The organism is Hydrocarboniphaga sp. FW305-C-57 (assembly GCF_058783045.1).
The window spans coordinates 579,363-600,453 of the sequence record NZ_JBYSYG010000002.1 but is presented as its reverse complement, the minus strand read 5'-3'; the positions used below and the strand labels follow the sequence as shown (position 1 = coordinate 600,453).

Annotated in this window: 22 protein-coding genes; 8 read left to right on the top strand and 14 right to left on the bottom strand. The window is 67.0% G+C overall.

What is annotated here, in order from left to right; all coding sequences use genetic code 11:
* Position 1 precedes the first annotated feature (1 nt).
* The 4 genes from AC3WUM_RS07035 to AC3WUM_RS07020 all read right to left on the bottom strand — a co-directional run bounded on the left by AC3WUM_RS07035 (position 2) and on the right by AC3WUM_RS07020 (position 2,129).
* Complete coding sequence (locus AC3WUM_RS07035; protein ID WP_492409487.1) at positions 2 to 268, bottom strand: DksA/TraR family C4-type zinc finger protein; 267 nt, start codon at positions 266 to 268, stop codon at positions 2 to 4.
* A 65-nt stretch (positions 269 to 333) separates the two neighbouring features.
* Positions 334 to 606, bottom strand: a complete 273-nt coding sequence (locus AC3WUM_RS07030) for a hypothetical protein (protein ID WP_492409486.1) — start codon at positions 604 to 606, stop codon at positions 334 to 336.
* Between the two features lie 118 nt (positions 607 to 724).
* The gene (locus AC3WUM_RS07025; protein ID WP_492409485.1) at positions 725 to 1,267 is read right to left on the bottom strand and encodes a helix-turn-helix transcriptional regulator; all 543 of its coding nucleotides are present in this window, start codon (positions 1,265 to 1,267) and stop codon (positions 725 to 727) included.
* A gap of 142 nt (positions 1,268 to 1,409) precedes the next feature.
* On the bottom strand, positions 1,410 to 2,129 hold the full coding sequence (locus AC3WUM_RS07020; protein ID WP_492409484.1) for a pirin family protein: 720 nt from the start codon (positions 2,127 to 2,129) through the stop codon (positions 1,410 to 1,412).
* Between the two features lie 131 nt (positions 2,130 to 2,260).
* On the opposite strand from AC3WUM_RS07020, the gene AC3WUM_RS07015 reads away from it, so the two are divergent.
* Positions 2,261 to 3,217, top strand: coding sequence for a LysR family transcriptional regulator (locus AC3WUM_RS07015; RefSeq protein ID WP_492409483.1), 957 nt, complete (start codon positions 2,261 to 2,263; stop codon positions 3,215 to 3,217).
* Here the strand turns inward: AC3WUM_RS07015 and AC3WUM_RS07010 are convergent.
* The 3 genes from AC3WUM_RS07010 to AC3WUM_RS07000 all read right to left on the bottom strand — a co-directional run bounded on the left by AC3WUM_RS07010 (position 3,214) and on the right by AC3WUM_RS07000 (position 5,061).
* Positions 3,214 to 4,050, bottom strand: a complete 837-nt coding sequence (locus tag AC3WUM_RS07010) for a sterol desaturase family protein (RefSeq protein ID WP_492409482.1) — start codon at positions 4,048 to 4,050, stop codon at positions 3,214 to 3,216. The two genes, AC3WUM_RS07015 and AC3WUM_RS07010, sit on opposite strands and share 4 nt — an antisense overlap.
* A 147-nt stretch (positions 4,051 to 4,197) precedes the next feature.
* A complete protein-coding gene (locus tag AC3WUM_RS07005) occupies positions 4,198 to 4,698 on the bottom strand; it encodes a hypothetical protein (protein ID WP_492409481.1) in 501 nt (166 codons plus the stop codon).
* Between the two features lie 36 nt (positions 4,699 to 4,734).
* Entirely contained in the window at positions 4,735 to 5,061 is a 327-nt protein-coding gene (locus tag AC3WUM_RS07000) for an EF-hand domain-containing protein (protein ID WP_492409480.1), read from the bottom strand.
* A 153-nt stretch (positions 5,062 to 5,214) separates the two neighbouring features.
* Here AC3WUM_RS07000 and AC3WUM_RS06995 point away from each other — a divergent pair, with 153 nt between their 5' ends.
* The 3 genes from AC3WUM_RS06995 to AC3WUM_RS06985 all read left to right on the top strand — a co-directional run bounded on the left by AC3WUM_RS06995 (position 5,215) and on the right by AC3WUM_RS06985 (position 8,228).
* Entirely contained in the window at positions 5,215 to 5,931 is a 717-nt protein-coding gene (locus AC3WUM_RS06995; protein WP_492409479.1) for a response regulator, read from the top strand.
* Positions 5,931 to 7,259 (top strand): ATP-binding protein, encoded by a 1,329-nt coding sequence (locus tag AC3WUM_RS06990; protein ID WP_492409478.1) that lies wholly within the window; start codon positions 5,931 to 5,933, stop codon positions 7,257 to 7,259. Before AC3WUM_RS06995 ends, AC3WUM_RS06990 begins: the two co-directional genes overlap by 1 nt.
* Before the next feature lie 81 nt (positions 7,260 to 7,340).
* Positions 7,341 to 8,228 carry a PPK2 family polyphosphate kinase gene (locus AC3WUM_RS06985; RefSeq protein WP_492409477.1) on the top strand — a complete coding sequence of 296 codons (888 nt, stop codon included), beginning with the start codon at positions 7,341 to 7,343 and terminating at the stop codon, positions 8,226 to 8,228.
* 28 nt (positions 8,229 to 8,256) lie between these two features.
* On the opposite strand, the gene dkgB is transcribed toward AC3WUM_RS06985, so the two are convergent.
* Positions 8,257 to 9,060, bottom strand: coding sequence for a 2,5-didehydrogluconate reductase DkgB (dkgB, locus tag AC3WUM_RS06980; protein WP_492409476.1), 804 nt, complete (start codon positions 9,058 to 9,060; stop codon positions 8,257 to 8,259).
* A 260-nt stretch (positions 9,061 to 9,320) separates the two neighbouring features.
* Here dkgB and AC3WUM_RS06975 point away from each other — a divergent pair, with 260 nt between their 5' ends.
* A complete protein-coding gene (locus AC3WUM_RS06975; RefSeq protein WP_492409475.1) occupies positions 9,321 to 9,875 on the top strand; it encodes a CC0125/CC1285 family lipoprotein in 555 nt (184 codons plus the stop codon).
* 48 nt (positions 9,876 to 9,923) lie between these two features.
* On the opposite strand, the gene AC3WUM_RS06970 is transcribed toward AC3WUM_RS06975, so the two are convergent.
* The 6 genes from AC3WUM_RS06970 to AC3WUM_RS06945 all read right to left on the bottom strand — a co-directional run bounded on the left by AC3WUM_RS06970 (position 9,924) and on the right by AC3WUM_RS06945 (position 17,652).
* Complete coding sequence (locus tag AC3WUM_RS06970) at positions 9,924 to 11,162, bottom strand: glycoside hydrolase family 5 protein (RefSeq protein ID WP_492409474.1); 1,239 nt, start codon at positions 11,160 to 11,162, stop codon at positions 9,924 to 9,926.
* Positions 11,163 to 11,329: 167 nt separating this feature from the next.
* Positions 11,330 to 12,895: a DHA2 family efflux MFS transporter permease subunit gene (locus AC3WUM_RS06965; protein WP_492409473.1), complete on the bottom strand. Its 1,566-nt coding sequence runs from the start codon at positions 12,893 to 12,895 to the stop codon at positions 11,330 to 11,332.
* Complete coding sequence (locus AC3WUM_RS06960; protein WP_492409472.1) at positions 12,892 to 14,058, bottom strand: HlyD family secretion protein; 1,167 nt, start codon at positions 14,056 to 14,058, stop codon at positions 12,892 to 12,894. Before AC3WUM_RS06960 ends, AC3WUM_RS06965 begins: the two co-directional genes overlap by 4 nt.
* Before the next feature lie 26 nt (positions 14,059 to 14,084).
* A complete protein-coding gene (locus tag AC3WUM_RS06955; RefSeq protein WP_492409471.1) occupies positions 14,085 to 15,707 on the bottom strand; it encodes an efflux transporter outer membrane subunit in 1,623 nt (540 codons plus the stop codon).
* Complete coding sequence (locus AC3WUM_RS06950) at positions 15,704 to 16,198, bottom strand: MarR family winged helix-turn-helix transcriptional regulator (protein ID WP_492409470.1); 495 nt, start codon at positions 16,196 to 16,198, stop codon at positions 15,704 to 15,706. The genes AC3WUM_RS06955 and AC3WUM_RS06950 overlap by 4 nt, the downstream gene beginning before the upstream one ends.
* 305 nt (positions 16,199 to 16,503) lie before the next feature.
* Positions 16,504 to 17,652 carry a glycosyltransferase family protein gene (locus tag AC3WUM_RS06945; RefSeq protein ID WP_492409469.1) on the bottom strand — a complete coding sequence of 383 codons (1,149 nt, stop codon included), beginning with the start codon at positions 17,650 to 17,652 and terminating at the stop codon, positions 16,504 to 16,506.
* Positions 17,653 to 17,811: 159 nt separating this feature from the next.
* On the opposite strand from AC3WUM_RS06945, the gene AC3WUM_RS06940 reads away from it, so the two are divergent.
* Genes AC3WUM_RS06940 through recG form a run of 3 tightly spaced genes read left to right on the top strand, consistent with a single transcriptional unit; the run spans position 17,812 to position 21,088 of the window.
* The gene (locus tag AC3WUM_RS06940) at positions 17,812 to 18,579 is read left to right on the top strand and encodes a TerC family protein (RefSeq protein ID WP_492409468.1); all 768 of its coding nucleotides are present in this window, start codon (positions 17,812 to 17,814) and stop codon (positions 18,577 to 18,579) included.
* 31 nt (positions 18,580 to 18,610) lie between these two features.
* On the top strand, positions 18,611 to 18,994 hold the full coding sequence (locus AC3WUM_RS06935; RefSeq protein ID WP_492409467.1) for a RidA family protein: 384 nt from the start codon (positions 18,611 to 18,613) through the stop codon (positions 18,992 to 18,994).
* Positions 18,995 to 19,036: 42 nt separating this feature from the next.
* The gene (recG, locus tag AC3WUM_RS06930; RefSeq protein ID WP_492409566.1) at positions 19,037 to 21,088 is read left to right on the top strand and encodes an ATP-dependent DNA helicase RecG; all 2,052 of its coding nucleotides are present in this window, start codon (positions 19,037 to 19,039) and stop codon (positions 21,086 to 21,088) included.
* Positions 21,089 to 21,091: the final 3 nt, after the last annotated feature.

Below are 21,091 nucleotides of genomic sequence, written 5' to 3'. Positions count from 1 at the left end.
TTCAACGCAGCTGGCTGTCCTTGCTGCCGCGGCGGTTGTAGCCGCTGAAGACCGGCGCCTGGTCGTCCTGTTCCTGCTGGCAGTTCACGCAAAGCCGCACGCCTGCGATGGCCTGCCGGCGACGCAGCGGAATCTCGTCGCCGCATTCGGCGCAGTGAGTCAGGCTTTCGCCCGAAGCCAGTCCGCTGCGTGCGCGCGCCACCGCATCGCCGACGGTGGCGTCGATCTGATCCTGCACGGCGCCTTCACGTGCCCAACCGGTTGCCATGACTAGTTGCTCTCGATCACGTCTCGATGCACTGATGATGCGGGCGCAGCAGCGCTTTGCAAGCGCTAGCTGATCTGCGTGATGTTCGCCGCGCTGAGCTGGAACGCGAGCGCCGACGATGCGACCGTGGAGGCCTGGCCGTTTTCGTGGATCACGGTGACGCGGCCCATCGCCGGGTTGACGACGACGCCTTTGGTGCCGTCGATCCATTGTCTGAGAATTTCGCGCGCCTTCGCGAGCGAGGGCTCGTCGGTCGCCGCATGGCTTGCGGCCTCGACTTCCTTGTTGAGCTCGACGACGAGATCGGCTGCTGCCCGGATCTTGTTTTCTTCGTTCATGGATCGCATCGGCTCCTGGCGATGGCGGGTGCTTCGCCACGTTTTATCAGGATTGAGGCGGGCTGTGGGCGGTCTGGTCCGATATGAACGCTTTTGTTGATTAGGGAGGCGGCGACGGCTAGCCGCGATTGCGGCGCCAGCGGGCCGGCGGCAGGCCGGCGACGCGGGTGAACACCCGAGTCAGATGACTCTGATCGGCGAAGCCGCAGGCATCGGCGACGTCGGCGATCGCCATGCCGTCGAGCAGCAGGGCCTTGGCCTTTTCGATCTTGTATTCCAACAGCCAGCACTGCGGCGATCGGCCGGTGGTTTGCTTGAAGGCCTTGCTGAAATGGCTGCGCGAGAGCCGGCAAGCGGATGCGGCATCCGCGATGGTCGCCTCGTTCGAGTCCCGGCCCGAGAGCAGCGCTTTTGCCCGCAGCTCCTGCCAGTGCGCGAGCCCGCTCTTGACCGGGCGACGGCTGAGCTCGGGCGGCTCCGCCACATGCATGCGCAGGGTCACGAGCATCTGCTCGATGAAAGCCTGTTCGCCCGGATGCTCGAGCGCGGAGAGCAGGGCGCTCGCGAAGTGCAGGGCGACCCAGCGGTGCTCGCTGTCGTCGATCGCCTGGTTTCGCGCCGCGAGATCGCGTGCGAAGCGTTCGAGTGTGTCGCGGGACAAGACCCGGTGGGCGTTGCTCGCTGCATACGGCGTCCGAAGATTCGACTCGATCATGTCCAGCCCCTTGATCTGAATGCGCCACCTGCTTGGAAGCTTTCTCCATCGAGGACTCCGCCTCGATGGAGAAAGCAGCTGCCACCGCTTACTGCAGACCCGGCAGTTCGTAGGGACGCAGATCGAACAGCAGCACCTCGCTGTCGCGGCCGTTGGCGAAGCTCAGCGCCTGCGACTCACGAATGCGCACGCCATCACCTTCGACGAGCTTCTGGCCGTTGAGCTCGACTTCGCCGCGGGCCACGTGCACGTAGGCGTAGCGGTTCTCGGGCATCGTGAACGTGGCGGTTTCGGCGCCGTCGAACAGGCCGGCGTAGACCTTCACGTCCTGGCGCACTTCCAGTGAGCCTTCGTCGCCTTCGGGCGAGATGATCAGGCGCAGGCGGCCACGCTTGTCGTCGGTGCTGAAGTTGCGTTCACCGTAGCGAGGTGTCGCGCCACGCACGTTCGGCACGATCCAGATCTGCAGGAAGTGCACGAGCTCGTCGCTGTCGCCGTTGAACTCGCTGTGCGCCACGCCGCTGCCGGCGCTCATCATCTGCACGTCGCCCGGACGGATCGTCGAGCCGTTGCCCATGGTGTCGCGGTGAGCGAGCGCGCCTTCGAGCACGTACGAGAAGATTTCCATGTCGCGGTGCGGATGCGTGCCGAAGCCTTCGCCGCCGTCGACGCGATCGTCGTTGATCACGCGCAGGTCCGAGAAGCCGATCTGCTCGGGGTTGTAGTAGCCGCCGAACGAAAACGTGTGACGGGATTTGAGCCAGCCGTGATTGGCGTAGCCGCGGTCGTTGGCCTGGGTGATCTGCATGGCGATTCTCCTTTCGAGTCGGGCGCTCGGTGCGAGCTCCATTGAGGCCATCGTAATGTCGCTCTATGATCCGAAAAACCGGTTGAGAAGCGACTGATTGTCGCCGATGAGTGGACAATGGCGGATAGACGATGAACCAGCTCGAAGACATGCGCCTGTTCGTCCAGACCGTGGACTCGGGCAATTTCACCGCCGCGGCCGACAAGCTCGGCCTGTCCAAGCAGTTCGTCAGCAAACGGCTCATCGCGCTCGAAGCGCGGCTCGGCGTGCGCCTGCTCGTTCGCACCACGCGGGCGCTGCGCATGACCGAAGCCGGACAGTCGTACTACGAGCAGGCGAGCCGGCTCGTGCAGGAAGTCGACGGCATGGAACAGGCCATCTCGCGCCACAACGAGGCTCCGCGTGGGCGCCTGCGCGTTTCGGCGCCGATGACCTTCGGAACCATGCACCTGAGCGCGGCGATTCCGCGCTTCCTGAGCGCGTATCCGGACGTGATGCTCGAGCTCGACCTGAACGACCGGACCGTCGATCTCGTCGCCGAAGGCTACGACGTCGGCATCCGCATCGGCGTACTGCCCGACTCTTCGCTGATCGCGACGCGCGTGGCGATGATGGAGATGGCGACCTGCTGCAGCCCGGACTACCTGCGCCGCAGAGGCCGGCCGCTCAAACCCGACGACCTGCGCCAGCACGAATGCCTGCCGTACGGGCACAAGCGCCATGTCGAATGGAGCTTCGAGGTGCAGGGCAAGCGCAAGCTCGTCGCCGTCAACGGCCGTCTGTGCAGCAACAACGGCGAGATCCTGCGCGACGCGGCCTGCGCCGGAATCGGCATCGCGCACCTGCCGACCTTCATCGTCGGCGACGCGATCGCACGCGGTGAACTGGTGAAGATCCTCGGCGAATTCCGTCCGCCGATCGCGGGCGTGCACGTGGTGTATCCGGGCCATCGGCAGGCCTCGATCGCCGTGCGCGCGTTCGCCGATTTCGTGCGCAGTACTTTTGCGACTCCTCCGCGGCAGGAAGGGAGCGCTGCGAAGCCGTCAAGCCGGCAGCGCGGCCGTGGCACCGCGGGGATTGATCGCTAGCCGGGCGGGGCCAGTGCCTGCCGCAGGGCCCGTCGCAGGCTACCGGCCTTGCGCATGTCGGTCAGCAGGCGCCGCCATTCGCCGAAGGCGATCCGCAGCGGGTTGTGGCTGACCGATGCGCCGCCGAGGCCGAAGCGCAGCGGTTCGTGCTCTGGCGTTGCGGCGTAGGTTCCAAACAGGCGATCCCAGACGATCAGCACGCCGCCGAAGTTCTTGTCGAGCAGGCTCTCGTTGCAGGCGTGATGCACGCGATGATGCGTCGGCGTGTTGAAGACCCATTCGAGCGGGCCCAGCCGGCCGACGGCTTCGGTATGCAGAAAGAACTGGAACAGCAGGTTCAGCGCGAGCGCGCCGGTGGCGGCTGCGGGCGGAACGCCGAGCCAGACGAAGCCCAGCACGAACAGCCAGGCACCGGCGAGCAGATCGGTCCAGCCGAGGCGATAGGCCGCCGACAGATTGAAGCGCGTGGTCGAGTGATGCACCGAATGGGTGGCCCAGAGCCAGCGCACGCGATGGCTGGCCCGGTGAAAGCCGTAGTAGGCCAGATCGACCGCCACAAGCAGCAGCACGAAGCGGGCCGCATCGAGTTTCCAGTCGAACAGGCGATGTTCGTAGACGAAGTCGAACAGCGGCAACAGCAGCGCGGCCGTGAACGGACGGATCAGCGCGTTGCCGAGCGCGATCGCAGCCGAAGCGCCGCTTTCACGCCAATCGTAGCCGCGACCGGCTTCGGCGCGGCGATGCAGCCACAGCATTTCGAGCAGCGCGAACAGCATGAAGAACGGCAACAGCCCACCGGGCCGGTGCTGCGGCAGCAAGGTATCGATCGACATGGCGAGGTTCCGTCCAGGTGAAGGCGGGATGCGGACGCAGGCCTCATCCCGCCCGGGAAGTGCAGTGCCCGGAAACCTGATCAAGCTGCCGCGCTCCGCGTCTCGTACGGGCTGCGTGCGCCCGCGGCGCTCGATCAGGACTTTCCGTCAGTGCTCGTGCGAGGTTTCGCGGCTCACGCTGCCGTTGGGGCCGTAGCGATACACGCTGCGGCTGCCGCCGGTTTCATCGTGGCTCACGCTGACGCTGCTGCCCGCGCTGGCGCCGTCCGGGCCGGTGACGCTGCGCGATCGGCTCAGCGAGCCGTCTTCGATGCTCGCGCTGCGGCTGCGGCTCCAGTCGTCGCCGGATGCGGTGGTGCCGCTGATCTCGCGATAGCGGCTGCCGTCCTCATGGCCACGCTCGACGCTGCGCGAGGCGCCGTTGGGGCCACTTTGCGAGCGCGTGGCCGACCGATAGCCCGGGCCGGCCTGAACCTGCGATTGGCGACTGAACGAGCCGGCCGCCGTTTCGCGGCTCACCGAGCGATTGCGCTCGCGTGCATCGGCGATGCTCGAGAAAGCCAGTCCGACTGCGATCGCACCGGCGAGCAGGGCCAGGCGATTGCGAACGGGAGTCGCGGTTTTTTGCTGCGAGAATGTAAGTGTCATGGGATCGGCTCCGGTGGTTGGAAAGGTCAGCGCGTATCAGCGCTTCTTGCGCGCGGCGATCGCGGCCTGGCGCATTTCGCTGCGCTCGATCTCGCCGTCGCCGTTGGCATCGAGCGTGGAGAACATTTCGAGTCGCGCATCGACGAACTCGGCCTGGCTCAGTGAGCCGTTGTGATCGTGATCGAGGCGAGCGAACTGCTGGGCCGCGGCATCGCGCACTTCCTGCGTGCTGATCGATCCGTTGCCGTCCTTGTCGGCTCCGGCCATGTCGCCCATCGGCATCTGGGCCATGGCCGGCAGCGGCGCCAGGCTGGCCAGGCCCAGCATGGAAGCGGCGAAAGCGAGGCGGGTTCTGAACGTCATCGGGAACTCCTGTGATGGCCGTCGCGGCCGGTGGAATCACGATGCGCTCCCGCGGTTTCGGCGCGATCACCGGCGCACGACGGACCGTAAGATCGTGTTACGGCGGGTTACAGCTTCATTCGGCGCGCCGCGTCTTCCCGTATAAATCCGCCCATGTACGCCCTGACCGAATTGCTCCTGGTCGAAGACGACGCCGAAATCGGCCCGCTCGTGCGCGATCGCCTGCAGCGCGACGGCTACGCGGTGCGCTGGGTGCGCGACGGCATCGAGATGGATGCCGCGCTGGCCGAAAAGCCCGCTGCGCTGCTCGTGCTCGACCTCATGCTGCCCGGCGAAGACGGGCTGTCGATCTGCCGGCGCGTGCGTGCCAGAAGCAATCTGCCGATCGTCATGCTCACGGCCAAGGGTGAGGATCTCGACCGCATCATCGGTCTCGAGATCGGCGCCGACGATTACCTCGCCAAACCCTTCAATCCGCGCGAACTGCTCGCCCGCATCCGCGCGGTGCTGCGCCGCTGCGAGCCGGCCACGCCGGTGGCCGATGCGACCGCCGAGCTCGTGCGCTTCGACCGCTATCGTTTCGACCTCGCCGCGCGCCGGCTCATGCGCGACGACGGCGTCGAGATCGAGCTGTCGGCCGGCGATTACGATCTGCTGGCCACTTTCGTCCATCACCCGCAGCGCGTGCTCTCGCGCGACCAGCTCATGGACTACACCAAGGGACGCAGCTGGGAGGCGTTCGATCGCTCGATCGACGTCGCCCTGATGCGCCTGCGCCGCAAGATCGAGCCCGATCCGGCGAAACCGACCCTGCTGCGCACCGTGCGCAACGGTGGCTATCTGTTCACGGTTCCGGTCGAGCGCGGCTGATGTGGCTGCGGCCTGGGCTGGCGCTGCGACTGATCCTGCTCACGAGCGCCGCGCTGCTGCTCGCGGTGGTGACCGTGTACGGCGTTTTCCAGCTGCAACGGCAGGCCGATACCGGCCACAACCCGCGCCTGCCGCTGCCCGATCAGATGGCCGCGATCGCCGAACTGCTCGATCGCACCCCGGCCGAGCAGCGGCCGCTGGTCTTGCGTGCGCTGAACTCGGGCGACCTGCGCGTGAGCCTGCAAGACCACTGGCCGCCGAAAGCCGAGCAGGGGCTCGCGTTGCCGCGCATCGCCTGGATGACCGCGCGCTATCTCAACGCGCTCGGCGAACGCCCGGTGCGAGCCGAATTCGAGAAGAGCGAGGACGATGATTTTCGCGGCCCGCTGCGCATCGCCATCGGCCTGCGCGACGGACAGATCGCGGTGGTCGAATTGCGTGGTCCGCTGCTGCGGACCACGCTCGGACGGCCGCTCGTGCGGGTGATGATGCTCGTGCTGCTTGTCATCGGCGTGCTTTCCCTGCTGGCGCTCAAGCGCCAGATTCAGCCGCTCGAACGACTCGTCGAGGCGGTCGAACGCTTCGGCACCGCGGGCGAAATTCCACCGCCGCCGCCCAAGGGCGCACCCGAAGTGCGGCGCCTGCTCGATGCCTTCACGCGCATGCGCGAACGCATACACGGCTTGCTCGAAGGCCGCGCGCAGCTGTTCGCCGCGATCAGCCACGATCTCGGCACCTATCTCACGCGGCTGCGCTTGCGCATCGACGACCTGCCGGACGAGCAGCAGCGCAACGCGGCCGAACGCGACATCCTGCAGATGCGGCAATTGCTCAGCGACACGCTCGCGCTTGCGAGACCGCGCAGCGCGGACGACACGCAAGCCGGCGCGCGGGAGATCGTCGATCTGTCCGCGCTCGTGCGTCGCGAGGTCGCAGCGCATGCGGATCCGGCACAGGCGATCGAGCTCGGCGAGCTCGCCGAGCCCGCGCACGTCCGCGCCCGCGAGGCTTCGCTGGCCAGGCTCCTGAACAACCTCGTCGACAACGCACTCAAGTACGCGGGCTCGGCGCAGATCAGCGTGCTCTCACGGCGCGGCCTGATCGAACTGCGCGTCGAAGACCGGGGGCCGGGCATCGCGGCGGACGAGATCGAGCGCGTGACCGAGCCGTTCTACCGAGGCGATCGCTCGCGCAATCTCGATGCGGGCGGATCGGGCCTGGGTCTGGCGATCGTCTCCGACATCGCGCGCCGGCTCGGCGGCGAACTCGAACTCGGTCCGCGCGAAGGCGGTGGGCTCAGTGCGCGCGTGCGCCTGCCCGCTGCCTGATCGTTTCGCAGGCGAGGTCGTTCAGACAGCGGCTTCGTCGGCGATGGCAAGATCGCCGTTCGCCTGCCACGAGCCGATCGCATGGGTCATCCGAGTCAAAAAGCCGTCGAAAGTCCCTATCTCGTGCCGTTCGACGGCAGTCTGCGCGCCTCCAGGCTCGATACCAACGCAGCGAAGAAGCTGCAGCTCGACAGCAAGAGCGAGCGTGAAGCCCGGCTGCAGCAGCACGTCGCGAAGATCTCCGATCTGCAGCGCGTGCTGTACGCGGACAGCCGCTACTCGCTGCTGCTGATCTTTCAGGCGATGGACGCGGCCGGCAAGGATTCGACGATCCGCGCGGTGCTCACGGGCATCGATCCCTCGGGTTGCGAAGTGCATGCGTTCAAGCGGCCGACCGAAGAAGAACTGAGCCACGACTTCCTCTGGCGCACGAGCCAGCACCTGCCGCAGCGCGGGCGCATCGGCGTATTCAATCGCAGCTATTACGAAGAAGTGCTTGCGGTGCGCGTGAACCCGCAGTTTCTCGAAGCGCAGCGACTGCCCGATCGGCCGCCGCTGGCCGAGCTGTTCGACCGGCGCTACGAATCGATCTGCGACCACGAGAAGCATCTCGCGCACAACGGCACGGTGATTCTCAAGTTCTGGCTCAACGTCTCGGCCGAAGAGCAGCGCAAGCGCCTGCTCGCGAGGCTCGACGAGCCCGAGAAGAACTGGAAGTTCGAATCGGCCGACCTGCTCGTGCGCGAGCACTGGAAGAACTACCAGGCCGCGTACGAGGACGCGCTGAACCAGACTTCGCGTTCGTGGGCGCCGTGGTACGCGATTCCAGCCGACAGCAAGTCCTACATGCGCATGGCGGTGGCCGACATCATCGAACGCACGCTCGCCGGGCTCGATCTGCGCTGGCCCGAGCTGGCCCAGCACGAGCGCGACCAGCTCGACGAAATGCGCAAGAAGCTCGTCGGCTAGCAGTTTTACGGCGCGACCCGGCGCACGCTCAATCCCACTGCGGCTGAAGCTTGGCCGGCACCGCGAGCCGCTCGCCACGGTCGAGTCTGGCGATCGCCTGCATGTCCTGGTCGTCGAGCGCAAGCTCGAGCGCCTTGAGGTTGCTCGCCAGATTCTCGCGCTTGGTCGACGACGGAATCACCGCATGACCGAGCTTCATCGCCCAGGCCAGCGTCACCTGCGCCACCGTCGCGCGGTGGCGTTCGGCGATCTGCTGCAGCACCGGATCCTGCATCACGCGGCCCACCGCGAGCGTCATGTACGAGGTCAGGTGGATGCCCGCGTCCTTGGCGAATGCGGCGAGCTTGCGGTTCTGCAGGAACGGATGCAGCTCGACCTGGTTGGTCGCGATGTTGTCGACGCCGACGATGTCGATGCTCTGGCGCAGCAGATCGATCGTGAAGTTGGAGACGCCGATCGCCTTGGTGAGCCCTTGCGCCTTGGCCTCGGCGAGCGCGTTCAGCGATTCGGCGAGCGGCACCGCGCCACCCGGCGAGGGCCAGTGCAGCAGTGTCAGATCGACCTGGTCCAGACGCAGCTTGGCGAGGCTCTCTTCGAGGCTCGGCACGAGCTTGTCGCGCGAGAACTTGTCGACCCAGATCTTGGTGGTGACGAACAGCTCGCTGCGCGGCACGCCCGATTCGGCGATCGCCTGGCCGACTTCGGCCTCGTTTTCATAGATCTGCGCGGTGTCGACGAGCCGGTAGCCGAGCTCGAGCGCATTGCGCACCGAGTCGATGACGACTTGGTCCTTGAGGCGGAAGGTGCCGACGCCAAAGGCGGGAGTGCTCATGAAAAAATCCTTTATCGAGGTCTTTATCGAGGTGTTGGGCAGTGTCGCCGATGACAGACCGCACGATCAGCCGCCGTGGTCGAGTCGAGGGCCGCGCCGGCCAGGCCGGATGATGAGTCCGGGACGATGAATCCAGTTCGGCCCGGGCTGCGAATGACTCGGGATCGCGCCCCCGGTCTTCATGGTGTCTTCAGAGAATATCGCGAGTCTAGGCGCGCAGTCTGCCACTCGCCGTCACTGGACGGCATCAGGAGTTGACCATGATGTCACTTGCCTTCCCGCGTCGTTCGTCCCTGCTCGCGGCTGCCGCCGCCGTCGCCATGCTCGCCGGCTGCGCGAGCCAGACTCCTTATCAGCCTGCGCAGAAGCAGGCCGGTTTCGGCTATACCGAAACCGCGATCGCCGCCGATCGCTACCGCATCACGTTCAAGGGTAACGACATCACGCCGGCCGAAACCACGCGCAATTACGCCTTGCTGCGCGCTGGCGAGCTCGCGCTGCAGCATGGCGCCGACTGGTTCCAGATCGTCGGCAAGAACACCGACAAGGACACGCGCGAGTTCGGCGGTGGTCCGGACTTCATCTCGCCGCCGCAGACCACGGTGTATCAGCGCTGCGGCCTGATCCGCTGCGACGCGGTGGTGACGACTTCGCCGGGCTACGTCAGCGGCAACATCGCGCCGACGACGAGCACGCAATACACCTCGGAGCTCGAAATCCTGATCGGCAAGAATCCGATGCCGGCCTCGGTGGAGTCGTACAACGCGCGCGAGCTGGTCTCGAACCTGCGGCCGCTGGTCTACGGCAAGAAGTAATTCGGCAATCGGTGGGTTACGCGGCTGCGCCGCTAACCCACCGGGCGCTCAGCTTCCGAACAGCCGCCTGAGCATCGCCAGCTTGTCCTCGCGCACGCTCAGATCGTCGGCGAGGATACCGCCGGTGCCGTCGCTGTTCGGGGTGTAGCACCAATAGAAAGCGCTGCGCATGTGCTTGCCGATCAGGTAGTCGACGAGCGCATCGTGCCAGACCACGTCCTGCTCGCCGGACGGGCCTTGGCCGTAGTAGCCGCCGAATTCACCGAGGATCACCGTGTGCTTGGCCGAGGGCGCCGTGCTCGTGGCGCTGGCCTGGAACTGCCCGAACAAGGTTTCCCAGGCGGCCGGCATGTTGGCCGGGAAATCCGCAGCGGCGAACTCGGGCTTGGGCGTCGCGTGGCCCGCGTCGGGGCCATAGCTGTGCGGCGACAGCACGAGCTTGTCGGCTGCGATGGCCAGCGGCCGATACGCCTGCGGTTGCAGGTTCTCGCCGTAATTGACGCCGAGCGCGCTGTTTTCGATGCCGTCGTGGTTCAGGTAGATGCCCTGCACGAACACGAGCAGGCGCGGGTTCGCCTCGATCACCGCCTTGGCCGCGCGTTCGGCCGCGAGCTTCCAGTCGGCCGCGGCGACGTAGTTCGCATCGCCATCGCCCCAGCGTGCGGGACCGTGGGGCTCGTTGTAGAGATCGATGCCGACGAACCTGCTCATGTACGCATAGCGTTCGGCGACGAAGACCAGATCGCGCACCCAGTCGTCGGCACTGTAGGCGGCTCCGTTGTAGGTCGGCGCCGCGCCGTCGGCCGCATAGTCGCGGGCATCGAGGCTGTACCAGAGCGGGTAGAGCCGGCCCTTGGCGACCGAATGGAAATCGAGCACCACGTACAGGCCCTGGCGATCGGCCTCTCGCAGCCACAGGTCGAGGAATTCGAGCGGCGTCTTGCCGATGACGTCGGCGTTGAGCGTCGGCTCGACGAAGGTCTCGAGGTCGATGCCGATCCTTTTCGTCGAATACAGCGTCTCGGGCACGAACGGCAGGCGCACGGCGTTGAAGCCCAGGCTCTTGAGCTGCTGGATCTGCTGCTTCCAGCCCATCACGTCGAGGTATTGCGGAATCAGGATCGCGCTGTCGAAGCCGAACAGGTTGATGCCGCGCAGCTGGATCGCCTCGCCATTGGCATCGAACACCTGGCCGTCGCCGACGCTGTAGCCCGGAAGGAGCTCGTCGGCATTGCCCGAACAGGCGCCGAGCGCCAGGCCCAGCAGCGCCATGGCCATCGATCGCATCACTCGCCTCATGCCGCGCCCCGATCCCGAGCGGAGCGCTCGCGCCGGCATGCTACTACCGGCGCAAGACGCGGAACGGCGGACGCGGGAAGAAGTAAGAAATCTTTAATCCCGCGCGGCGTCGCATGAGTGGCGAAGTCGCCTCTGCGTCTGTCGTCTCCCGGCTTTCAATCCGCCGCCGCGTGCACCGCCGCGCCGCCACGCGGACGCCGCGTGAGCCAGACCAGGCCGATCGAGGCGATCGAGATCCAGGCGCAGATCCAGAAGAAGTCCAGCGTCGACATCAGGTAGGCCTGATTGGCGAGCTCACGCGCGAGCGCGGCGATCGACTGGCCCTCCGACAGGCCGCGCTCCTGCAGCGTGCCCATCGCCTGCTGCAGGCGCGGGTCGGCCGCGCTCGTGGCCTCGGCGAGCCGCGTCTGGTGCAGGGCCGCGTGGCGGTCCCAGAACGTGGTCGTGATGCTGGTCGCGAACGCGCCCGCGGTGATGCGCAGGAAGTTCGACAGCCCCGAGGCCGCGGGCAGGCGCGCGTCCGGCACGCCGTCGAGCAGAATCGTCAGCATGGCGACGAAGAACATCGACATGCCCACGCCCTGCACGAGCAGCGGCAGCACGTAATCCATGAACTCGGCGTTGGCGGTGTAGCCCGCGCGCATGAAGTACGAAATGCCGAAGGCGATGAAGGCGATGGTCGCGAGAATGCGCGGATCGACGCGGCTGATGTTGCGGCCCACGAGCGGCGACAGCAGCACCGCGACGACACCACTCGGCGCGGCGACCAGGCCGGCCCAGGTCGCGGTGTAGCCGAGCCAGGTCTGCATCCACAAGGGCAGCAGCACCACGCCGCCGAAGAACACGCCGTAGCCGACGCAGAACACCAGTACGCCGAGCGTGAAGTTGCGGTTCTTGAACAGCGACAGATCGATGATCGGATGCTTCTCGCCGAGCTCCCAGATCAGAAACGCGATGAAGCCGACGACCGCGATGATCGCCTCGGCGACGATCACCGGCGACGAGAACCAGTCCTGGTCCTTGCCGGTGTCGAGCATGATCTGCAGCGCCCCGACCCAGATCACGAGCAGCGACAGGCCGATGCTGTCGATCGGAATCTTGCGCGTCGGCGTCTCGCGATGCTTGAGCCCGTTCCAGCAGACGAAGGCGCAGAACAGGCCCACGGGCACGTTGATGTAGAAGATCCACGGCCACGAGTAATCGTCGGAGATGTGCCCGCCGAGGATCGGACCGCAGATCGGCGCGACGAGCGTGGTCATCGACCAGATCGCGAGCGCCGAACCTTTTTTCTCGGGCGGGAACAGCGAGATCAGCAGCGCCTGCGAACCCGGAATCATCGGGCCCGAAACGGCGCCCTGCAGGATGCGGAACAGGATCAGCGACGACAGGCTCCAGGCCGCGCCGCACAGGAACGAGGCGAGCGTGAACAGCAGCACCGAGACGACGAAGGTGCGCACCACGCCGAAGCGCTGCATGAGCCAGCCCGTCAGCGGCACCGAAATGCCGTTGGCGACCGCGAAGCTCGTGATGACCCAGGTGCCCTGGTCGGTCGAGGTGCCGAGGTTGCCGGCGATGGTCGGAATCGACACGTTGGCGATGGTCGTGTCGAGCACCTGCATGAAGGTGCCGAGCGCGAGCGCGGTCGCCACCAGAGCGCGGCCGCCTGGAAGCGCCGCCTGCGCCTGCGGTGCTGCCCCCGAAGTGGTGGCGGACGTGCTCACAGCGCGGCTTTACCGGCGTTGTCGGCGATGATGCGCGCGATCTGCTGCTGCACTTCGGCGTCACGCTGCTCGTTGATCGTCACGCGCTGCGGTTCGCTGCGCAGCTGCGTCGCGACGAGCGGGCCGGAGCTGTCGTGCAGGTCGACCGTCGCGGTCATCGACAGACCCACGCGCAGCGGATGCGATTCGAGCTCCTTCGGATCGAGCGCGATGCGCACCGGCACGCGCTGCACGATCTTGATCCAGTTGCCCGAGGCGTTCTGCGCCGGCAGCAGCGCGAACGCCGCACCGCTGCCGGCACCGAGGCCGGCGATCTTGCCGTGATAGTTCACGTCGGTGCCGTAGAGATCGGAATGCAGTTCCACTGGTTGGCCGATGCGGATGCCGGCGAGCTGCACTTCCTTGAAGTTGGCATCGACCCAGACGCGATCGAGGGGCACCACCGCCATCAGCGCGGCGCCCGGCGCGATGCGCGCGCCGATCTGCACGCCACGACGCGCGACCGTGCCCGACACAGGCGCGACGATCCTGGTGCGACGCAGCGCGAGCCCGGCTTCGCGAACCTTGGCCGCGGCCGCGAGCACCTGCGGATGCGTTTCGATCTGCGTATCGACGATCTGCGCCTGCGTCGTGCGCAGCGATTCCTGCGAGATGTTCAACGCGGCTTCGAGCTGCGCGACCTGGTCTTTCGCATGCTGCAGTTCTTCGGCCGACACCGCGCCATCGGCGGCGACCTTCTGCCGGCGCTGCAGATCCGCACGCGCGCTGCGCAGCGCGACCTGGCGCTCGTTGATCTGCGCCTTCAGGCCATCGGCCTGCGAGAACACACCGCGCACCTGGCGCACCGTGCGCGCGAGTTCGGCCTGCGCCGAGGCCATCGCGACCTGCGCGTCGGCATCGTCGAGTTGAACCAGCAATTGGCCGCGCTCGACGTGCTGGGTGTCGTCGACGAAGACCGCGGTCACCGCGCCGGCGACTTCGCTCGTGATCTGCACGAGATCGGAGGCCACGTAGGCGTCGTCGGTCTCCTCGAAGTGGCGCGCATGCAGATACCAGTAACTGCCGTAGAGGCCGGCGCCGACGAGGACCGCGAGGCCGAGCGCGATCAGGCGCGTGCGGCGTTTGCCGTTTTGGGCGGGAGCTTCTTGAGTGGGGGTGTTCATGGCGAGGTGCCTTGTTGTTTCTTGATTTAGGGCGATGCGCTGTCGGTCGCGACGGCGGTATCGGCGACGGCCAGCTGTTCCCCTCTCCCGCTTGCGGGAGAGGGTCTCGCGTCAGCGAGGGGAGAGGGTTCGGTTGGAGAGGTCGGTTGCATTGAGAAAGAGACCCTCTCCCGGCGCTGCGCGCCACCCTCTCCCACGAGTGGGAGAGGGGAACGGCGTTCGCTTACCGCAACCGCCTGCGGATCGAAACTGCCGCCCAGCGTCAGCAACAGCGTCACGCGCGAAATCACCAGATTCGCGTCGAGCGCCGCGAGTTCGCGTTGCGCCTGCAGCACCTGCGATTCGGCATTGAGCACGGTCAGCTGGTTCGACAGCCCGGCGCCGTAGCGCTTCTGCGCGAGCGAGTACGCCGCCTCGCTGGCCCGCAGCTGCTCCTGCGACTGCGCGAGCTGCGCGCTCAGTGAATCGCCGAGCGTGATCTGGTCGGCCGACTCGCGCACCGCGTTGAGCACGGTGTCGTTGTAGTGCGCGACCGCCGCGTCGAGCTCGGCCGTCGCGCCCTTGTAGCCGGCGCGCAGGCGGCGCGCCTCGAAGATCGGCAGGTGGAAGGCCGGCGTCACGCCGAAGATCGCGCTGTCGCCGTCGAACAGGTTGTCGAGCCCGATCGCCTGCACGCCCGCGAAGGCCTTGAGGCTCACGTCCGGATAGAACGCCGCATGCGCGGCCTCGCGTCCGGCCATCGCCGAGCGGATGCGCGCCTGCGCGGCGAGGATGTCCGGCCGGCGCGACAGCAGGTCCATCGGCAGCGCGGTCGGCAACGGCAGTGCGGCGTCGAGTTTCAGATTCGGACGGCCGATTTCGCCGTAGCGATCGGCGCCGAGCCCGGCCAGCGCCGCCAGCCGGTGCACGGCCAGATCGCGCGTGGCCTGCGCCTGCAGCTGCGCATTACGGGCCGCAGGCAATGCGGCCTGCGCGGTCTTGAGCTCGATCTGCGTATCGAGCCCGGTGTCGACGCGCTGCTGCGTGAGCTTGAGCAGCTGCTCGCGCTGGGCGAGCTGGCGATCGGCGATGTCGGACAGCGTCCAGGCGCGATGCAGATCGACGTAGGCCTGGGCGATCGCGCCGGCGAGCGCGAGCCTGGCCGCTTCGACGTCGAGCTCGCTCGCGGCCTGGGCGTCACGCGCCTGCGACAGCTGCGCGGCCTGCTGGCCCCAGAAATCGAGGTTCCAGCTCAGGTTCGCGCCGAGATTGCTGACCCAGTAGGTGTGTCCGCCGTAGGGCGGCGGCACGATGTAATTGGCCGACAGGCGCTGGCGCGAGGCCTCGCCGTCGATCGAAACGCTCGGCTTGTCTTCGGCGCTGATCGACAGGCTTTGCGCCTGCGCGGCGCGCACGCGGGCCAGCGCGGCCTGCAGGTTCGGGCTGTTGGCGAGCGCCTGGTCGACGAGCCTGTCGAGCTGCGGATCGCCGAAGGCCTTCCACCAGCCGGCGGCGACCGGGGCCATCGGCGTGCCGGTCAGGCCCAGCGACTGCGGTGTCAGCGCGCTACCGCGCGGGTCTTCGACCTGCGGGGTGACGCAGCCCGCGAGCGCGAGCAGGGCGCCGGCCAGCGTGCTGGCGAGCGCGAGTTTGAGCGGTGGGCGGATCATGAAGCGGTTCCCTTGGGGTCGGCCCCTTTGAATTCGGATTCGGCGCGCGAAAGTCCGCCGATGAGCTTTTCGAGCATGCGGGTGAATTCGGCGAACTCGGCCGCGCTGAAATCGGCGAGCGCCTCGTTGAGCTTGGCGACGGCCAGCGGGGTCATTTCGGCGAGCTTTTCGAGCCCGGTTTCGGTGAGCTGGAGCTCGACGACGCGACGATCCTGGCGGCTGCGCTCGCGGCTCAGGTAGCCGCGCTCCTCGAGCGTGTCGATCAGCCGGGTCACTGCCCCGGTGTCGTAGTACATGCCCTTGCAGAGATCACCGGCGGTGCGCGCGGTGCCCTCGCGCAGCTTGGTCAGCACGATCCACTGCATGAAGTTCAGGTCGTGCTCGGAGAAGGCCAGCGAGGCGCATTCATGCATGCGCGCATGCGCCACCTTGAGCAGGTAGCCGAGGCTCTTGTTCGAGCGGAACGTCTTGGCGTCGTAGTGCTGAACCATGTGTCTGCCGATCTATATTTCTGCCTAAGCAGATAATGAGGCGGCAGATAGTGAGCGGGCAGTTACTGCTTGTCAATGGAAATTTGGGATTTTTGCAGCGGCAGGATTTGGCGTCGCTGGTAACGCAACGACGCTGTGTATCGAGCGCCGTTTTGTTTGTCCTCTCTCCCGCTTGCGGGAGAGAGTCCCGCCGAAGGCGGGGAGAGAGGGTTCGTATGAGAAGAGAGCGCCCTTTTCAGATCGCCCCTCTACCGGTCGTGGCGGACCACCCTCTCCCACAAGTGGGAGAGGGGACAAGCTGGAAGCTAAGGCTTGACCGCCTGCCCCGCCCCGATGCGCCGGCCCGGCCTGGCCCGGCGCTTGGCGGCCGGGCGCGGCTGGCGCACGAGTTCGCCGATGAAGCGGTGCAGGGTTTCGATCGCCTCGGCGCGGCCGTCGCGGGCGTGCTCGCCCATGTGGCTGCGGTAGTAGCTCTCATTGCCGAGGAAGCGATCGATGTCGCTCGGCGTCAGCGTGGCGAGGTTGCCGCGCATGCCCACGCCCATGCGTTCGATCATGTGCGCGTTCAGGCGCTGCTCGAAGGCCTGCTCGGGCAGCGCGAGGATCGGCTTGCCGAAATGGATCGCCTCGCCGATCAGCTGGTTGCCCGCAGTGCTGATGACGCCGCGGCAATTGGCGAGATCGTTGACGAACCACTCGTTGCTCGGGGCGCGGAACTCGAGGTTGTCGCTCCTGCCGCGATTCGGCGTGCCGTAGACCACCACCGGGCAGTCGAGCAGGCGCAGCGCGCGGTCGACGTGCGGGCGGTACTGGTGCTCGCCCTTGTTGAAGTAGGCGAGCAGGAAATCCTTCGGCGCGGCGCCGCGCGACACCGCGCTCGCGCGCAGCACCTCGTCGCGCAGCATCGGGCCGACGATGCGGGTGCCACTGCCGCGCGGCTCGGCCGGGTAGAAGCTCGAAATGATGATGCGGTCCGGCTGGCCCATCAGCGAGCGGTAGCCGACCGCGTCGCGCATGCCGGCGAGCCAGAGCTCGGCCGGAAAGTGCGGCTTGCACCAGGCGATGATGCCGACGTGGTCGAAGCTGATGCGCGGCAGCTTGAGCCGGGCCGCGGCGCGGTGGCACCAGGCCTCGGAGTCCGAGATCACGAGCTGGATGCCGCGATCGCGGAATTCGCGCTCGACCTGCTCCATGCCCGGGCCGCGCAGCAGCAGGTCCGCCATCGGCCCCATGTTCTCGCCGACGGTGCGCGGAATCGAATGCCCGCCGCGGCTGTTATAGCGGTAGCCGATCATCGGGATGCGCACGGTCGGGAACAGCGGGGCGAGCACCTCGTAGGCGTCGCCGGCCGTGAACACGGTGACCTCGTGCTCCTGCATCAGCGAGGGCAGCACGCTGAGGCTGCGCATGGCATGGCCGCGGCCGTAGCCCATGACTCCGTAGGCGATGCGCATGGCATTCTCCAGTCGATTTTTACGTCTGCCAGACTAGAGCGCGTCTCTGCCAGATCGATGAAGCTTTGACGAAGCTTTCATGACAGCTTCGAGCAGCCGGTATCATGCGACGGCGTTCACCGCCCCTTACGGGCAATCCCTCATCCTTTAGCGAGAACAATGGAAGCTCTGGCCAACCCCGAAATGTGGGCCGCGTTGTTGACCCTCACCGCGCTCGAGATCGTGCTCGGCATCGACAACGTCATCTTCATCTCGATCATCGTCTCCAAGCTGCCCAGGCATCAGCAGGCGCGCACGCGCACGCTCGGCCTGGCCGGCGCCCTGCTCACGCGCGTGGGCCTGCTGTTCTCGCTGGCCTGGCTCGCGAGCCTGACCGCGCCGCTGTTCTCGCTGGCTTCGCTGGCGATCTCGGGGCGCGACCTCGTGCTGTTCTTCGGCGGCCTGTTCCTGCTCTACAAGGCCGGCAAGGAGATCGCCGAGATGCTCAGCGCGGGCGATCACGCGGCCGAGTCGGGCGTGAAAGTGCCGCGCAAGGGGCTCAGCATGGGCGCGGCGATCGTGCAGATCATGATCCTCGACATCGTGTTCTCGCTCGACTCGGTGATCACCGCCGTGGGCATGACCAACAACCTGCCGGTGATGGTCGCGGCCATCGTCATCGCCATCATTTCGATGATGTTCTTCTCGGGCCCGCTGTCGCGCTTCGTCGACGCGCATCCGACCGTGAAGATGCTCGCGCTGGCCTTTCTCGTCATGATCGGCCTCGTGCTGATGATCGAGAGCGCGCATGTGCACGTCTCCAAGGCCTACGTCTACGTGGCGATGGCGTTCTCGGTGGCGGTGGAGCTGCTGAACCTGCGGCTGCGGCACAAGCTCGAACACCAGAGCGAGCCGGCCCTTTCGCCCGAAGAGGCTCTCAAGAAATAATCCGCCTTTGCCACGAACCAGGGTCAACGCCGTGAGCCGCCAGATCATCCACACCGACGACGCACCCGCCGCCATCGGCACCTATTCGCAGGCCGTGCGCGTTGGCGACACCGTCTACGTCTCGGGCCAGATTCCGCTCGATCCGAAGACGATGACCCTGCTCAACGCGAGCATCGAGGACGAGATCCACCAGGTGTTCAAGAACCTTTCGGCGATCGCCAGGGCCGCCGGCGGTTCGCTCGACAAGGTCGTCAAGCTCAACGTGTTCCTGACCGATCTCGCCAACTTTCCCAAGGTGAACGAGATCATGGCGCAGTACTTCACCAAGCCGTATCCGGCGCGCGCGGCGCTCGGCATCAGCTCGCTGCCCAAGGGCGCGAACGTCGAGGCCGACGCCGTCATCGTTCTCGATTAGTTCGTCCTGAGCACCAGAAGAACGCCGGCGCCGGAAGGCGGGCTGCAGACGCGGCTCGCCGATCTCAAGGGCTTCGGGCCGCAGCTCGCCGGCGTGCTGCGCGGCATCGGGCTCGAGACGCTGCAGGACCTGCTGTTCCATCTGCCGACGCGTTATGAGGATCGCAGCCGGCTGATCGCGCTGGCCGATCTGCGCGACGGCGAGGACGCACTCGTGCGCGGGCGCGTCGAAGCCTCGGAAGTGCGCTACGGCGGCCGCCGCTCGCTGCGCGTGGTGATCGGCGATGCGGGCCGCTCGCTGCTGCTGCGCTTCTTCTATTTCAACGACGCCCAGCGCAATGCCTTCAAGAAGGATCGCTGGGTGCAGGCTTACGGTAGCGCGCGTTTCACGGCCAGCGGTTTCGAGATGGTGCATCCCGAATATCGCATCGCCGACGATGTCGCCGAGTTCGAGATCGCGCAGGGCCTCACGCCGATCTATCCGCTGACCACGGGCGTCACGCAGGCGCGCCTGCGCCGGCTCGCCGAACGCGCGGTCAAGGCGGCGGCGGGCGACGTCGGCCTGTGCGCGCAGCTGCCCGGGCTCGAAGGCCCCGAGACGCTCGCCGCGCTGCGCATCGTGCACGCGCCGCCGACGCCCGAGGACGCGCAGCTGCTCGTCGCCGGCAAGCACCCGGCGCAGCGCCGGCTCATCAACGAGGAACTGCTCGCGCACCAGCTCTGCATGCGCCTGCTGCGCGCGCAGGTACGTGCGCGCCCGGCGCCGGTGATTGCGGCCACCGAGCAGGCCGCCGATGCCCTGCAGGGCGTGCTGCCGTTCAAGTTCACGAATGCGCAGCGCAAGGTCATCGGCGAAGTCGCTCGCGATGTTGCGGCCAGGCGGCCGATGCTGCGGCTCGTGCAGGGCGACGTCGGTTCGGGCAAGACCGTGGTCGCCGCATCGGCGATGCTCGCAGCCGCGAACGCGGGTTTCCAAAGCGCGCTGATGGCCCCGACCGAGCTGCTCGCCGAGCAGCATCATCTGAATCTCTCGCGCTGGTTCGAGCCGCTCGGCATCACGGTCGAGTTCATCGCCGGCAAGCTGCGCAAGAGCGAGAAGGACGCGCGGCTCGCGCGCGTGGCGAGCGGCGAATCGCGCATCGTCGTCGGCACGCATGCGGTGTTCCAGAGCAGCGTGAGTTTCTCGAAGCTCGCGCTCGTGGTCGTCGACGAGCAGCATCGCTTCGGCGTGCAGCAGCGACTGTCCTTGCGCGACAAGGGCCCGCAGGGCTCCTCGCCGCACCAGCTGATCATGTCGGCGACGCCGATTCCGCGCACGCTCGCGCAGACCGTCTACGCCGATCTCGACGTCTCGGTGATCGACGAGCTGCCGCCGGGTCGCACGCCGGTGACCACGGTCGTGCTCAACAACGCCAGGCGCGACGAGATGCTCGCGCGCATCGGCGAGGCCTGTCGCGCCGGTCGCCAGGCCTACTGGGTCTGCACGCTGATCGAGGAATCCGAGGAACTCGACGCGCAGGCGGCCGAAGTCACCGCCGCACAGCTGCGCGAGTTTCTGCCCGACCTGCAGATCGGGCTCGTGCACGGCCGGCTCAAAGGTGATGAGAAGGAAGCGCAGATGCGCGACTTCAAGGAAGGCCGCACGCAGCTGCTCGTCGCGACCACGGTGATCGAAGTCGGCGTCGACGTGCCGAACGCGAGCATCATGGTCATCGACAACGCCGAGCGCCTGGGCCTCGCGCAGCTGCACCAGCTGCGCGGCCGCGTCGGTCGCGGCGCGGCCGCGAGCCAGTGCGTGCTGATGTACCAGCCGCCGCTGTCGGACGCGGCCAAGAGCCGGCTCGAAACCATGCGCGCCACCACCGATGGCTTTCGCATCGCCCAGGCCGATCTCGAACTGCGCGGTCCGGGCGAAATTCTCGGCCGCCGCCAGACCGGCGTGATCGGCCTCAAGATCGCCGACCCGGTGCGTGACCAGGCGCTGATCGCGCCGCTGCAGCAGCTCGCCGATGAATGGCTCGAGCGCTTCCCGCTCGATGCGAAGCGCCTGATCGCGCGCTGGGTCGGCGACGTCGAGAAATACGGCCAGGTCTGAGGC